The 14,289-nt window shown below is 61.3% G+C and carries 12 protein-coding genes; 9 read left to right on the top strand and 3 right to left on the bottom strand.

The features are described from left to right. Position 1: 1 nt before the first annotated feature. The 9 genes from murD to lpxC all read left to right on the top strand — a co-directional run bounded on the left by murD (position 2) and on the right by lpxC (position 10,516). Positions 2–1,348: a UDP-N-acetylmuramoyl-L-alanine--D-glutamate ligase gene (gene murD / locus QRN33_RS03470; RefSeq protein ID WP_285407063.1), complete on the top strand. Its 1,347-nt coding sequence runs from the start codon at positions 2–4 to the stop codon at positions 1,346–1,348. After that, positions 1,345–2,562 carry a putative lipid II flippase FtsW gene (gene ftsW / locus QRN33_RS03465; protein WP_016773276.1) on the top strand — a complete coding sequence of 406 codons (1,218 nt, stop codon included), beginning with the start codon at positions 1,345–1,347 and terminating at the stop codon, positions 2,560–2,562. The genes murD and ftsW overlap by 4 nt, the downstream gene beginning before the upstream one ends. After that, positions 2,552–3,622: an undecaprenyldiphospho-muramoylpentapeptide beta-N-acetylglucosaminyltransferase gene (murG, locus tag QRN33_RS03460; protein WP_227973043.1), complete on the top strand. Its 1,071-nt coding sequence runs from the start codon at positions 2,552–2,554 to the stop codon at positions 3,620–3,622. The genes ftsW and murG overlap by 11 nt, the downstream gene beginning before the upstream one ends. Further along, the gene (gene murC / locus QRN33_RS03455) at positions 3,615–5,075 is read left to right on the top strand and encodes a UDP-N-acetylmuramate--L-alanine ligase (protein ID WP_042608371.1); all 1,461 of its coding nucleotides are present in this window, start codon (positions 3,615–3,617) and stop codon (positions 5,073–5,075) included. Before murG ends, murC begins: the two co-directional genes overlap by 8 nt. After that, positions 5,072–6,046 carry a D-alanine--D-alanine ligase gene (locus QRN33_RS03450; RefSeq protein ID WP_285407057.1) on the top strand — a complete coding sequence of 325 codons (975 nt, stop codon included), beginning with the start codon at positions 5,072–5,074 and terminating at the stop codon, positions 6,044–6,046. The genes murC and QRN33_RS03450 overlap by 4 nt, the downstream gene beginning before the upstream one ends. 4 nt (positions 6,047–6,050) lie before the next feature. Beyond that, entirely contained in the window at positions 6,051–6,917 is an 867-nt protein-coding gene (locus QRN33_RS03445; RefSeq protein ID WP_039761388.1) for a cell division protein FtsQ/DivIB, read from the top strand. 15 nt (positions 6,918–6,932) lie between these two features. Further along, entirely contained in the window at positions 6,933–8,192 is a 1,260-nt protein-coding gene (gene ftsA, locus QRN33_RS03440; RefSeq protein ID WP_016773282.1) for a cell division protein FtsA, read from the top strand. A gap of 103 nt (positions 8,193–8,295) precedes the next feature. Beyond that, positions 8,296–9,492, top strand: a complete 1,197-nt coding sequence (gene ftsZ, locus QRN33_RS03435) for a cell division protein FtsZ (protein WP_016773283.1) — start codon at positions 8,296–8,298, stop codon at positions 9,490–9,492. A gap of 112 nt (positions 9,493–9,604) precedes the next feature. After that, positions 9,605–10,516, top strand: a complete 912-nt coding sequence (gene lpxC / locus QRN33_RS03430) for a UDP-3-O-acyl-N-acetylglucosamine deacetylase (protein ID WP_007916984.1) — start codon at positions 9,605–9,607, stop codon at positions 10,514–10,516. Positions 10,517–10,693: 177 nt separating this feature from the next. Here the strand turns inward: lpxC and QRN33_RS03425 are convergent, their stop codons facing one another. The 3 genes from QRN33_RS03425 to QRN33_RS03415 all read right to left on the bottom strand — a co-directional run bounded on the left by QRN33_RS03425 (position 10,694) and on the right by QRN33_RS03415 (position 14,120). Then, positions 10,694–12,202, bottom strand: a complete 1,509-nt coding sequence (locus QRN33_RS03425; protein ID WP_123420122.1) for a sensor domain-containing diguanylate cyclase — start codon at positions 12,200–12,202, stop codon at positions 10,694–10,696. A gap of 185 nt (positions 12,203–12,387) precedes the next feature. Beyond that, positions 12,388–13,665 (bottom strand): OprD family porin, encoded by a 1,278-nt coding sequence (locus tag QRN33_RS03420; protein WP_502944971.1) that lies wholly within the window; start codon positions 13,663–13,665, stop codon positions 12,388–12,390. Between the two features lie 233 nt (positions 13,666–13,898). Further along, the gene (locus QRN33_RS03415; RefSeq protein ID WP_039761392.1) at positions 13,899–14,120 is read right to left on the bottom strand and encodes a hypothetical protein; all 222 of its coding nucleotides are present in this window, start codon (positions 14,118–14,120) and stop codon (positions 13,899–13,901) included. Positions 14,121–14,289: the final 169 nt, after the last annotated feature.

The raw sequence follows: 14,289 nt of genomic DNA, 5'->3' as shown, positions 1-14,289 counted from the left end.
AGTGTCTCTGATCGCTTCTGACCACTTCCGCATCGTTGTCGGCCTCGGCAAGAGCGGCATGTCCCTGGTTCGCTTCCTGGCGAACCGGGGCACGTCGTTTGCCGTGGCCGACACGCGGGAAAATCCACCGGAACTGGCCACGCTCAAGCGTGACTATCCGCACGTGGAAGTGCGTTGTGGCGAGCTGGACGTCGAATTCCTCTGCCGTGCCGACGAGCTCTACGTGAGTCCCGGCCTGGCGCTGGCGACCCCAGCCCTGCAAGCCGCCGCGGCCCGTGGCGTGAAAATGTCCGGCGACATCGAGCTGTTCGCGCGTAACGCGGGGGCGCCGATCGTCGCAATCACCGGTTCCAACGCGAAAAGCACCGTGACCACGCTGGTCGGCGAGATGGCGGCTGCGGCCGGCAAGCGCGTCGCTGTTGGCGGCAACCTCGGCACCCCGGCGCTGGACCTGCTCAGCGACGACGTCGAGCTGTACGTGATGGAGCTGTCGAGTTTTCAGCTGGAAACCACCGACCAGCTCAACGCTGAAGTCGCCACCGTGCTGAACATCAGCGAAGACCACATGGATCGCTACAGCGGTCTGCCGGCGTATCACCTGGCCAAGCACCGGATCTTCCGTGGCGCGAAGCAGTTCGTGGTCAATCGTCAGGATGCCCTGAGCCGTCCATTGATCGGCGAAGGCCAGCCTTGCTGGACCTTCGGCCTGAGCAAACCGGATTTCAAAGCGTTCGGTATCCGCGAAGAAGACGGCGAGAAGTATCTGGCCTTCGAATTCCAGAATCTGCTGCCGGTGCGTGAGTTGAAAGTTCGCGGCGCACATAACCAGTCCAACGCTCTTGCAGCCTTGGCATTGGGTCACGCCATCGGCCTGCCGTTCGACGCCATGCTCTCGGCACTGCGCACGTTTACCGGGCTCGAACACCGCTGCCAGTGGGTGCGTGATCTCGACGGCGTGGCCTACTACAACGATTCCAAAGCCACCAACGTTGGCGCCGCGCTGGCTGCCATCGAAGGCCTGGGTGCGGACATCGACGGCAAGGTCATCCTGATCGCCGGCGGTGACGGCAAGGGCGCCGAATTCAACGATCTGCGCGATCCGGTCGCGGCCAACTGCCGCGCCGTGGTGCTGATGGGGCGCGACTCGGACAAGATCGGCGAGGCCATTGGCGATGCCGTGCCGTTGATCCGCGCGACCTCGCTGGTCGACGCCGTCGAGCAATGCCGCGCCGCTGCCCAGCCGGGTGACGTGGTGCTGCTGTCGCCGGCCTGCGCCAGTTTCGACATGTTCAAGAATTACGAAGACCGTGGTCACCAGTTCGTCCGCGCTGTGGAGGAACTGGCATGAACCTGAGAAACATCATCAAGCCGTACCCGTCGCCGCTGATCACCGGGCGTGGCATCGACCTTGATTTCCCGATGCTCGCCGGTTGCCTGGCGCTGCTCGGCCTGGGCCTGATCATGATCGCCTCGGCGTCCACCGAAGTGGCGGCGGCGCAGTCGGGCAGTCCGCTGTATTACATGATTCGCCACCTTATTTATGTGGTGCTGGGTCTGGGCGCGTGCATCGTCACCATGATGATCCCGATCGCCACCTGGCAGCGCCTCGGCTGGATGATGCTGATCGGCGCGTTCGGCCTGCTGGTGATGGTGATCATCCCCGGCATCGGACGGGAAGTGAACGGTTCGATGCGCTGGATCGGTTTCAGCTTCTTCAACGTGCAGCCGTCGGAAATCGCCAAGGTGTTCGTGGTGATCTATCTCGCCGGCTATCTGGTGCGCCGGCAGAAAGAAGTTCGCGAGAGCTGGATGGGCTTCTTCAAGCCGTTCATTGTCCTGCTGCCGATGGCCGGTCTGTTGCTCATGGAGCCGGACTTCGGTGCCACCGTGGTAATGATGGGCGCGGCGGCGGCGATGCTGTTTCTTGGCGGGGTCGGACTGTTCCGTTTCTCGCTAATGGTGGTGCTGGCGGTCGGTGCAGTGGTGTTGCTGATCCAGATGCAGCCCTATCGAATGGCGCGTCTGACCAACTTCGCCGACCCGTGGGCCGACCAGTTCGGCGCCGGTTATCAACTGTCGCAAGCCTTGATCGCCTTCGGTCGCGGCGAGTGGCTGGGCGTCGGCCTGGGCAACAGTGTGCAGAAGCAGTTCTACCTGCCGGAAGCACACACCGACTTCGTGTTTTCGGTCCTCGCCGAAGAGCTCGGTGCGGTCGGTTCGCTGTGCACTGTCGCGCTGTTCGTGTTCGTGTGTATTCGCGGCATGTACATCGGCCTGTGGGCGGAGAAAGCCAAACAGTTCTTCGCCGCTTATGTGGCGTACGGCTTATCGTTCCTGTGGATCGGTCAGTTCCTGATCAACATCGGGGTGAACGTCGGCCTGCTGCCAACCAAGGGCCTGACCTTGCCGTTCCTCAGTTACGGCGGCAGCTCGCTGGTGATCTGCTGCGCCTGTCTGGGCCTGTTGCTGCGCATCGAGTGGGAGAGTCGAACCCACCTGGGCAGCGAAGAGATGGAATTCCAGGAGAGCGACTTCGCCGAGGAGCCGACTCATGGGCGCTAACGTACTGATCATGGCCGGCGGTACCGGCGGCCACGTGTTCCCGGCGCTGGCCTGTGCCCGCGAGTTTCAGGCGCGCGGCTATACCGTGCACTGGCTCGGCACACCACGCGGCATCGAAAACGAACTGGTCCCGGCGGCAGGGCTTGAACTGCACCGGATCAACGCCAGCGGTCTGCGCGGCAAGGGCAAGCTGTCGCTGCTCAAGGCGCCGTTAATGCTGCTCAAATCGGTGTGGCAGGCGCGGGCGATCATGCGCCGCTTGAAACCCGTATGCGTCGTCGGTTTCGGCGGTTATGTGACTGGCCCTGGTGGCCTTGCCGCGAAACTGGCTGGCGTGCCGGTGATCGTTCATGAGCAGAACGCTGTCGCCGGCACCGCCAATCGGTTGCTGGTGCCGTTCGCCGCCCGAGTGTGTGAAGCGTTCCCCGACACCTTTACTCTGTCGGACAGCCGCCGTACCACCGGTAATCCGGTGCGCAGCGAGCTGTTCCTCGAGACATCGCGACCGGCGCTGGCCGGGCGCAAAGCGCGTTTGCTGATCCTTGGCGGCAGCCTGGGCGCAGAACCGTTGAACAAATTGCTGCCTGAAGCCCTGGCCCAAGTCGCTGCCGACCTGCGCCCGGAAGTGTTCCATCAGGCCGGCAAAAATCACGATGAAGTGACTGCCGAGCGTTACCGCGCCGCGGGCGTGGACGCGCAGGTGCAGCCGTTCATCAAAGACATGGCCCAGGCCTATGGCTGGGCTGACCTGGTGGTGTGCCGCGCTGGCGCGCTGACCATCAGTGAGCTGGCGGCCGCCGGTCTGCCCTCGATGCTGGTGCCTTTGCCCCACGCGATCGACGATCACCAGACCCGCAACGCCGATTATTTGGCCCGCGAAGGCGCTGCCTTCCTGATGCCGCAAAGAACGACTGGTGCCGCGGATCTTGCCGCGCGCCTGACAGAGGTCTTGATGCAACCGCAACGACTCGAAGCAATGGCCCAAGCGGCCCGCCGACTGGCCAAACCCGATGCCACCCGTAGCGTGGTCGATACCTGTCTGGAGGTGGCCCATGGTTGAGAATCAGAAAGCCATGCCACAACCGGAAATGCGCCGCATCCGGCGCATCCACTTCGTCGGTATCGGCGGCGTGGGCATGTGCGGTATCGCTGAAGTGTTGTTGAACCTGGGCTATCAAGTCTCCGGTTCCGACCTGAAAGCGTCGCCGGTCACCGAGCGCCTGGAAACCTTCGGCGCGCAGATCTTCATCGGTCACCGTGCCGAGAACGCCGCTACCGCCGACGTGCTGGTGGTGTCGAGCGCAGTGAACACGTCCAACCCGGAAGTCGCGACCGCCCTTGAGCGCCGCATTCCAGTGGTACCGCGCGCAGAAATGCTCGCCGAGCTGATGCGCTATCGCCACGGCATCGCCGTCGCCGGTACCCACGGCAAAACCACCACCACCAGCCTGATCGCTTCGGTGTTCGCGGCCGGTGGTCTGGATCCGACGTTCGTGATCGGTGGTCGTCTGAATGCAGCGGGCACCAACGCTCAGCTCGGCACCAGCCGTTACCTGATCGCCGAAGCCGACGAAAGCGATGCGAGCTTCCTGCACCTGCAGCCGCTGGTGGCCGTGGTCACCAATATCGACGCCGACCACATGGCGACCTACGACGGTGACTTCAACAAACTGAAGAAAACCTTTGTCGAATTCCTGCACAACCTGCCGTTCTACGGTTTGGCGGTGATGTGCCTGGACGATCCGGTGGTGCGGGAGATCCTGCCGCTGGTGAAACGTCCGACCGTGACCTATGGCTTCAGCGAAGACGCCGATGTGCGCGCAATCAATGTGCGTCAGCAGGGCATGCAGACCTTCTTTACCGTGCTGCGCCCGGATCGCGAGCCGCTCGACGTGTCGGTGAACATGCCCGGCAATCACAACGTGCTCAACTCGCTGGCGACCATCTGCATCGCCACCGACGAAGGCGTCAGCGATGAAGCGATTGTCCAGGGCCTGTCAGGCTTCCAGGGTGTCGGTCGACGCTTCCAGGTCTACGGCGAACTGCCGGTGGACGGCGGCAACGTGATGCTGGTCGACGACTACGGTCATCACCCGACTGAAGTCGCTGCGGTGATCAAAGCCGTGCGCGGTGGCTGGCCGGAGCGTCGTCTGGTGATGGTTTACCAGCCGCACCGTTACAGCCGCACCCGCGATCTGTACGACGACTTCGTCAATGTGCTGGCCGATGCCAACGTGCTGCTGCTGATGGAAGTCTATCCGGCCGGCGAAGAGCCGATCCCGGGCGCCGACAGCCGCAAATTGTGCAACAGCATCCGCCAGCGCGGTCAGCTCGACCCGATCTACATCGAGCGTGGTGTCGATCTGGCGCCGCTGGTCAAGCCGCTGCTGCGTGCCGGCGACATTCTGTTGTGCCAGGGCGCCGGTGATATCGGCGGTCTCGCACCGAAACTGTTGAAAAGTGAGTTGTTCGCCGGCGCCGTGGCGGCGTCGGTCGAGGGGAAGTTGAAATGACTGCTGCCTACGCCAAGCTGTTTTCCACGATCGCGCTGAAAGACTTCGGCCGCGTCGCCGTGCTCTTCGGCGGCCTGAGTGCCGAGCGTGAGGTGTCGCTGAAATCCGGTAACGCCGTGCTCGAGGCGCTGCAAAGCGCTGGCGTGGATGCGTTCGGTATCGATGTGGGCGAAGACTTCCTGCAGCGTCTGCTCAGCGAAAAGATCGACCGCGCGTTCATCATTCTCCACGGTCGCGGCGGTGAAGACGGCAGCATGCAGGGCCTGCTCGAGTGCGCCGGCATCCCGTACACCGGCAGCGGCATTCTTGCTTCCGCACTGGCGATGGACAAGCTGCGCACCAAGCAGGTCTGGCACAGCCTCGGGATTCCGACGCCGCGTCACGCCGTGCTGTGCAGCGAAGCCGATTGTATTTCGGCAGCGACGGAACTGGGCTTGCCTTTGATCGTCAAACCGGCGCATGAAGGTTCAAGTATCGGGATGGCCAAAGTGAATTCTGCGTCCGAGTTGATCGACGCATGGAAAGCGGCCAGTACCTACGATTCGCAAGTGTTGGTCGAGCAATGGATTCAAGGTCCGGAGTTCACCATCGCCACCCTGCGTGACCAGGTGTTGCCTCCTATCGCCCTGGGTACACCGCACACATTTTACGACTACGACGCCAAGTACATCGCCAACGATACCCAGTACCGCATTCCGTGCGGACTGGACGCGGCCAAGGAACAGGAACTCATGGAGCTCACGGCCAAGGCCTGTGAGGCGCTGGGTATCGCCGGTTGGGGCCGGGCGGACGTGATGCAGGACGCCGACGGGCAGTTCTGGTTCCTTGAAGTCAATACCGCACCGGGCATGACCGATCACAGCCTGGTGCCGATGGCGGCGCGGGCTGCCGGTCTGGATTTCCAGCAACTGGTTCTGGCCATTCTGGCCGCCAGCGTTGAAGACGCAGGCGCAACAGAGGCGCGAGGTTAAGACCATGCAAGGCGCTCATCTCAGACATCAGCCACCCGCACCCGGCCGCAAGCCGGTGCCGCGGGGTGCCAGCCGAATGGTGGCGAAAGAGCCGATGTCCGCGCGCCTGCCGAAAGCCAATTTCAGCTTTCTGAAAAGTTTGTTCTGGCCGGTGCTGCTGGTAGCACTGGGCTTTGGCACCTATGAAGGTGCGCAGCGTTTGCTGCCGTATGCCGACCGGCCGATCAGCAAGATCGCGGTGCAGGGCGACTTGAGTTACATCAGCCAGCAGGCGGTGCAGCAGCGGATCGCACCGTTCGTGGCGTCGAGCTTCTTCACCATCGACCTCGCCGGTATGCGTACCGAGTTGGAACAGATGCCGTGGATCGCCCACGCCGAAGTGCGCCGGGTATGGCCGGACCAGGTGGTGATCCGCCTCGAAGAACAATTGCCGGTGGCGCGCTGGGGCGACGAGTCGCTGCTCAACAACCAGGGCCAGGCGTTCACGCCCAAGGAACTGGCGAACTACGAACACCTGCCGCAGCTGTTCGGCCCACAACGGGCTCAGCAGCAGGTGATGCAGCAGTATCAGGTGTTGAGCCAGATGCTGCGGCCGCTGGGTTTTTCGATTGCACGCCTGGAATTGCGTGAACGCGGCAGCTGGTTCCTGACCACCGGTGCCGGCAGTTCCGGCCCCGGCATCGAGTTGCTGCTGGGACGCGGCAACCTGGTGGAAAAGATGCGCCGCTTCATCGCCATCTATGACAAGACGCTGAAAGAGCAGATTACGAACATTGCGCGCATCGATCTGCGCTACGCCAACGGCCTTGCTGTTGGCTGGCGGGAACCCGTAGCGCCGACGACAGCCCAACCCGCTGTCGCAAAGAATTAAGAAGAGGCAGGACCCATGGCAAACGTGCAAAGCGGCAAAATGATCGTCGGTCTGGATATCGGCACCTCCAAAGTGGTGGCGCTGGTAGGCGAGGTCGCGGACGACGGCCAGCTGGAAATCGTCGGGATCGGCACGCATCCGTCCCGCGGCCTGAAGAAGGGCGTGGTGGTCAACATCGAATCCACCGTGCAGTCGATCCAGCGTGCGATCGAAGAAGCCCAACTGATGGCCGGCTGCCGCATTCACTCGGCTTTCGTCGGCGTGGCCGGCAATCACATTCGCAGCCTGAACTCCCACGGCATCGTCGCGATCCGTGATCGCGAAGTCAGCTCGGCCGACCTTGAGCGTGTGCTCGACGCCGCCCAGGCCGTGGCGATTCCGGCTGACCAGCGCGTGCTGCACACCCTGCCGCAGGATTACGTGATCGATAACCAGGAAGGCGTGCGCGAGCCGCTGGGCATGTCCGGCGTGCGCCTGGAAGCCAAGGTTCACGTGGTCACCTGCGCCGTCAACGCCGCACAGAACATTGAAAAATGCGTACGTCGCTGCGGTCTGGAAATCGACGACATCATCCTCGAGCAACTGGCCTCGGCCTACTCGGTGCTGACCGACGACGAGAAAGAACTGGGCGTGTGCCTGGTCGACATCGGCGGCGGCACTACCGACATCGCGATCTTCACCGAAGGCGCGATCCGTCACACCGCGGTGATCCCGATTGCCGGTGATCAGGTGACCAACGACATCGCCATGGCGTTGCGCACCCCGACCCAGTACGCCGAAGAAATCAAGATCCGCTATGCCTGCGCCCTGGCGAAACTGGCCGGTGCCGGCGAAACCATCAAGGTGCCGAGCGTCGGCGACCGTCCACCGCGCGAACTGTCGCGTCAGGCCCTGGCCGAAGTGGTCGAGCCGCGTTACGACGAACTGTTCACCCTGATCCAGGCCGAGCTGCGTCGCAGCGGCTACGAAGACCTGATTCCGGCGGGCATCGTGCTCACCGGCGGTACCTCGAAAATGGAAGGCGCGACCGAACTGGCCGAAGAAATCTTCCACATGCCGGTACGCCTCGGCGTGCCGCATGGCGTGAAAGGTCTGGATGACGTAGTGCGCAACCCGATTTATTCCACTGGCGTCGGTTTATTGATGTACGGCCTGCAAAAACAGTCCGACGGAGTTTCGTTCTCCGGCATCGGCAGCCGCGACAGCTACAGCAGCGAAGAGCCTCAGGCGCCGCTGCTGGACCGCTTGAAAAAGTGGGTTCAGGGCAATTTTTAAAAGCAGCCTGGAGCGACAAGCTTCAAGCGGCAAGCAACTGCAGTAGATACACCGCTACAAACAGCAGTAGGCGAAAAAACTAGAGAATGTAAGGAGAGGGAAAATGTTCGAACTCGTAGACAACATCCCCGCAAGCCCGGTAATCAAAGTTATCGGTGTCGGCGGTGGCGGCGGCAACGCTGTCAATCACATGGTCAAGAGCAACATCGAAGGCGTTGAGTTCATCTGCGCCAACACCGATGCTCAAGCGCTGAAAAACATCGGCGCGCGGACCATCCTGCAACTGGGCACTGGCGTGACCAAAGGCCTGGGTGCTGGCGCCAATCCTGAAGTCGGCCGTCAAGCCGCTCTGGAAGACCGCGAGCGCATCGCTGAAGTGCTGGCCGGCACCAACATGGTGTTCATCACCACTGGCATGGGCGGCGGTACCGGTACCGGTGCGGCGCCGATCATCGCTGAAGTGGCCAAGGAAATGGGCATCCTGACCGTTGCGGTCGTGACCCGTCCGTTCCCGTTCGAAGGCCGCAAGCGTATGCAGATCGCCGACGAAGGCATCCGCATGCTCTCGGAAAGCGTCGACTCGCTGATCACCATTCCGAACGAAAAACTGCTGACCATCCTCGGCAAAGACGCCAGCCTGCTGTCGGCTTTCGCCAAGGCTGACGATGTACTGGCCGGTGCCGTGCGCGGTATCTCCGACATCATCAAGCGTCCGGGCATGATCAACGTCGACTTCGCCGACGTACGTACCGTGATGAGCGAAATGGGCATGGCGATGATGGGCACTGGCTGCGCCAGCGGTCCGAACCGTGCACGTGAAGCCACCGAGGCAGCGATCCGCAACCCGCTGCTGGAAGACGTCAACCTGCAAGGCGCGCGCGGCATCCTGGTGAACATCACCGCCGGTCCTGACCTGTCCCTGGGTGAGTACTCCGACGTCGGTTCGATCATCGAAGCCTTCGCTTCCGAGCACGCGATGGTCAAGGTCGGTACCGTTATCGATCCGGACATGCGCGACGAGCTGCACGTGACTGTGGTTGCCACCGGTCTGGGCGCGAAGATCGAGAAGCCTGTGAAGGTTATCGACAACACCGTTCACACCTCCATGGCTTCGGCTCAGGTGCAACAACCGGCTCCGGCCCGTCAGGAGCAGCCTGCGGTGAACTACCGTGATCTGGACCGTCCGACCGTCATGCGCAACCAGGCTCAGGCCGGTGCTGCGGCTGCCGCGAAGATGAATCCGCAGGATGACCTGGACTACCTGGACATTCCGGCATTCCTGCGTCGTCAGGCCGATTGATGGAATGTATCAGGGCTATGAAGGTGATTGGTGTTCAGCAAAGGCATGGTCTGCTATCATCGCCAGCCTTTGTTGATACCAGTTCGCAATTTGCGCTGAAGCGGCCCAAGCCATGATTAAACAACGCACACTGAAAAATATTATCCGTGCCACAGGTGTAGGCCTGCACTCCGGTGAGAAGGTCTACCTGACCCTCAAGCCTGCGCCTGTCGACACTGGCATTGTGTTTTGTCGCGCTGACCTCGACCCTGTGGTGCAGATTCCTGCCCGCGCGGAAAACGTCGGTGAAACCACTATGTCGACGACGCTGATCAATGGCGACGTCAAAGTGGACACGGTAGAGCACTTGCTCTCGGCCATGGCTGGCCTGGGCATCGATAACGCCTACGTCGAGCTCTCCGCGTCCGAAGTCCCGATCATGGATGGCAGCGCTGGACCCTTCGTATTCCTGATTCAATCGGCAGGCCTGGAAGAACAGGACGCCGCCAAGAAATTCATCCGCATCCTGCGTGAAGTGACAGTGGAAGACGGCGACAAGCGCGCCACTTTCGTCCCTTTCGAAGGCTTCAAGGTGAGCTTCGAGATCGATTTCGATCACCCGGTATTCCGGGACCGCACCCAAAGTGCAAGCGTGGACTTTTCCAGCACTTCGTTCGTAAAAGAAGTCAGTCGCGCCCGTACCTTTGGTTTCATGAGTGACATCGAGTACCTGCGCAAGCACAACCTCGCACTCGGCGGCAGCGTGGAAAACGCGATCGTGGTCGACGCCGATGGCGTGTTGAACGAAGACGGTCTTCGTTATGAAGACGAATTCGTCAAGCACAAGATCCTCGATGCGATTGGCGACCTGTACCTGCTGGGCAACAGCCTGATTGGTGAGTTCAAAGGCTTCAAGTCCGGTCATGCACTGAACAACCAGCTGCTGCGCAAATTGATTGAGCAGACAGATGCGTGGGAAGTGGTGACGTTCGAAGACGCCAGCACCGCACCGATCTCTTACATGCGCCCTGTAGCGGCTGTGTAAGTAAAAAACCTCTCTAGTTTTTTGAAGGCCATCCTCGGATGGCCTTTTTTTATACCTGTGGTTTTTGTATTGCCTGGGATGGCCCTATCGCGAGCAGGCTCACTCCTACAGGGGGAACGCATTCCAATTGTAGGAGTGAGCCTGCTCGCGATAGGGCCGGTGGGGCCACTGCACCTCTCAAACCGATACCACCACCCGATTGCGTCCGCCTTCCTTGGCCTGATACAAGGCCTTGTCCGCGGCAAACAACAACTGCTCCAGGGTCATCTCGCTCGCTGTCGTCCATGTGGCGATGCCGATACTCACGGTCATCGCCCGCTCAGCGCCTTCGGTCCACGGCAGGTTTTCCACAGCGCTACGGATCTGCTCGGCGATCTGCTGCGCCCCTGCGCTGTCGGTCTCGGCGAGAATCACCGAAAACTCTTCGCCGCCATAACGCGCAACCAGATCCGCCGGACGTCGCACATTTGCCGTGATCACCTTGGCCAGCTCACGCAAGACCTGATCGCCGGCCTGATGGCCATGTCGGTCGTTGAAGGCCTTGAAGTGGTCGGCATCGATCATCATCACCGACAGCGGCTGGCCCGAGCGTTGCGCGCGGAACCACTCATGACGCAGAGTCTGATCGAGCATGCGCCGGTTGGCCACGCCGGTCAGGTCATCGGTGGCGGCCAGTTGCGCCAGCTCGCGTTCGGCGCGATGGCGCAAACGCAGTTCCCGGGCGAGCAGCCAGGTCAGCCACAACAGGCCAAGGCACAGCACGCCGGTGGCGCCACTGATCAATATCGCCGTGCGCCGCCAGGTGCCGAACACCTCATCACTGGACAGCGCGACCATCACGGTCAACGGCAGATTGCCGACCCGCGAGTAGGTGTAGAGCCGGCGTTGTTTATCCATGCTCGAGGTGCTGGTGAAACTGCCGCTGCCATCGCGATCATTGAGGATGCGCACAACGTTGGGCCGATTGCCGAAGCTCTTGCCCACCGAATCGCTTTGCAGGTACGGCTTCTGCGCGAGCAGCACGCCATCGCTGTTGATGATGTTCAGCGTGCTGTCGGTGCCAATGTCGAGGCTTTTGAACAGTTCGTCGAAGTAGTCGAGTTTCAACGACGCCACCGCCACACCGAGGAATTCACCGGTCTGCGAGGATATGCGTCGACTGAAGCTGATGCGCCACTGATCGGCCTCGTCGCAATCGCAACGGGTCTTGAACGGCCGGCTGATGAACATGCCCATCTCGCGGTTGAACGCATGGGCGAGGAAATAATCGCGGTCAGCGAAATTGCCCGGTTTCGGTTCGATACGCGAGGAGTCGGCGACGACCTCGCCATGCTTGTCCAGCAGCAGGATGTCGCCTTTGAAGCGCGCGGTGGCCGAGCGATCGAACAGCGCCAGGTGACGGATCTGCGGCGAGACCTGCTGCAAGTCGTCACGCTGGGCGGCGGCGATCAGGCCTTGCAGCGTCAGGTCGTACAGCTCGACGGTGCGCAGCACATCGGCGTCGATCAGTTGCGCGATGGTGGTCGCACGGCGAGTGGCGGCTTCCTGCGCACTGGCGTACTCGCGGATCAGCAGGAAGGTGACGATGCACACCATCGCAATCACGGTCAGCAGACTGCCGAGGATCAGCAGGCGCTCGGGGCGACCGGTCTGGCCTGTGACGGGAGGTGTGCGGCTGGCGATCATGATGGGGAGCCGGTTGGAGTGGTTTCATAAGCTTAGTTGGGCTGACGCCGGACGAACCTGTGGGAGCGAGCCTGCTCGCGAAAGCTGATTGTCAGTCAACATCTGCGTTGAATGACACACCGCTTTCGCGAGCAGGCTCGCTCCCACAGGATAGATCACAGGATCTGAAAAACGCCGCGCCGATCTTAGAAGACGTTGATCGGGTAGTCGATGATCACGCGGTATTCATCTGTATCCGAATCAATCGCGCCGTAGCCATTGCCGCCACGGTTGGTCGCCCATTGCAGGCGCACCGCCAGGTCCTTGGCCTGACCGCTTTGCACGACGTACTGCAAATCGATATCGCGCTCCCAGTGTTTGGCGTTGCGGCCATCAGCGCTGTACCAGCTGGAATAGCCTGGGTTGTCCGGATCGGCTTTGGTCAGGTCGACCGTGCCGCGCGAATAGGACAGCGCCGAAGTCAGCCCTGGCAGGCCGACACCGGTGAAGTCGTAAGCGTACTTGAGCTTCCACGAGCGTTCGTTCGGCCCGTTGAAGTCCGAGTATTGCTGGGAGTTGTCCAGGTAAACGCTGTCGCCCTGGCTGATGTAGTCGAACGGTGTGTTGCCGTTGACCCGCTGGTACGCGGCGGTAACGCTGTGGCTGCCGATGTCGACGGTCAGATGCGCGCTCCAGGTGTTGTTGTCGATGTCGCCGAGTAGCGCGTCGCCGGTGTCTTGTGTGTGATAGAAGTGCAGGCCCGGGTTGAGGCTGAGCAGGTCATTCAGTTGCCAGGTGTAGTCGAGGTCGTAGTAGTACTGGTTCCAGATGTCTTTCAGCTCAGAGGCATAGAGGCTACTGGTCAGACCTTCGACCCCGCTCCAGGCCACACCGGCCCAGTTCAGGCGCTGACTCTCATCGCCATCGGCGAGGGTGCCGTAGGACGTACCGATTCGCGTGTGACCGCTCTGGTTATACGGCTTGGTGAAACTGGCCTGGCCACCTTCGATCAGCCAGCCGTCGAAACTGTGATTGGCGAGGCTGATGCCGCGAAACGTCTGCGGCAGCATCCGCGTGTCGCCGCCGGCAATCACCGGGTTGGTGAGGAACAGGTCACCGGCCTTCAACTCGGTATCGAACGCCCGCAGCTTCAACGTCCCGCCTGCGGTGGAGAACGAGCCCGGCGCTTTGCCGTTGCCATCGCTGATCGGCAGGATACTCGAACCGTCGGTACCGCCACCGCCGTCGAGTTTCAGGCCGAGCATGGCGTGGGCATCAAAACCGAAGCCAACCGTGCCCTCGGTATAGCCGGACTGGAACACCCCGAGAAAACCCTGGCCCCACTCGATGTTGTCGTCCGCTTGCTGCAAGCGGTTGCGATTCATGTAGTAGTTGCGGGCGTTCAGGTTGAGGCTCGAACCTTCGACGAAGCCTTGTTCAGCAGGCTCGTCGGCGTGGGCGGTGGGAACAATCGTTGCGGCCATTGCAATGAACAGCGGGGTAAGGCGGGCAGGGTAAAACACGTGCGGTGGAGCTCCTTGGGTCAGCGGGCCGCTCTGTTTCTTGAGCGGCTTGATATTTCTTGTTGTTACAGACGCACCAGACGGCTTTCAGACCACAACGAAAAAAGGCCGCTGAACGGCAGCGGCCTGGAGTGACGACGGTTGAACGGGAAGAGCCAAACAACCGCGTCGAGGGAAACCTTTCGCGGTGCGACTCAGCTGTCTTTCTCGAGCGCTTGAGTCTGGGAATTGGCGGCCTGGGGGGATTGCGTCGCGTCTTGAGCCTTGGCCATCACTTCGGCCTGATGCTGATCGAATGCCTGCGCGCGAGCGACTTTTTGCGCCACGAACGTTTGCGATTCTTCAGCCATCGCCATCGGCGACAGGATCAATGAGGACAAAACGAACGCGCTGGCAATACCCATACTGTTGGACATCTGGAAAACCTTCTTGCTTGGCAAGTGCTGTTTGGTGCGGGCAAAGATAAGGTTGCCGAGGGTTGGGAAACAGCGTGATTTTCATAAATGACTGTTACAGCAAAAGCAAAGATCGCAGCCTTCGGCAGCTCCTACAAGGGCTTGGTGTACACCTGTAAGAGCTGCCGAA

The organism is Pseudomonas sp. FR229a, assembly GCF_030209115.1.
In the GTDB taxonomy this organism is placed as follows: Bacteria; Pseudomonadota; Gammaproteobacteria; order Pseudomonadales; family Pseudomonadaceae; genus Aquipseudomonas; species Aquipseudomonas moraviensis_A.
The sequence above is the reverse complement of the archived record's forward strand: the minus strand, read 5'-3'. Positions and strand labels throughout refer to the sequence as shown.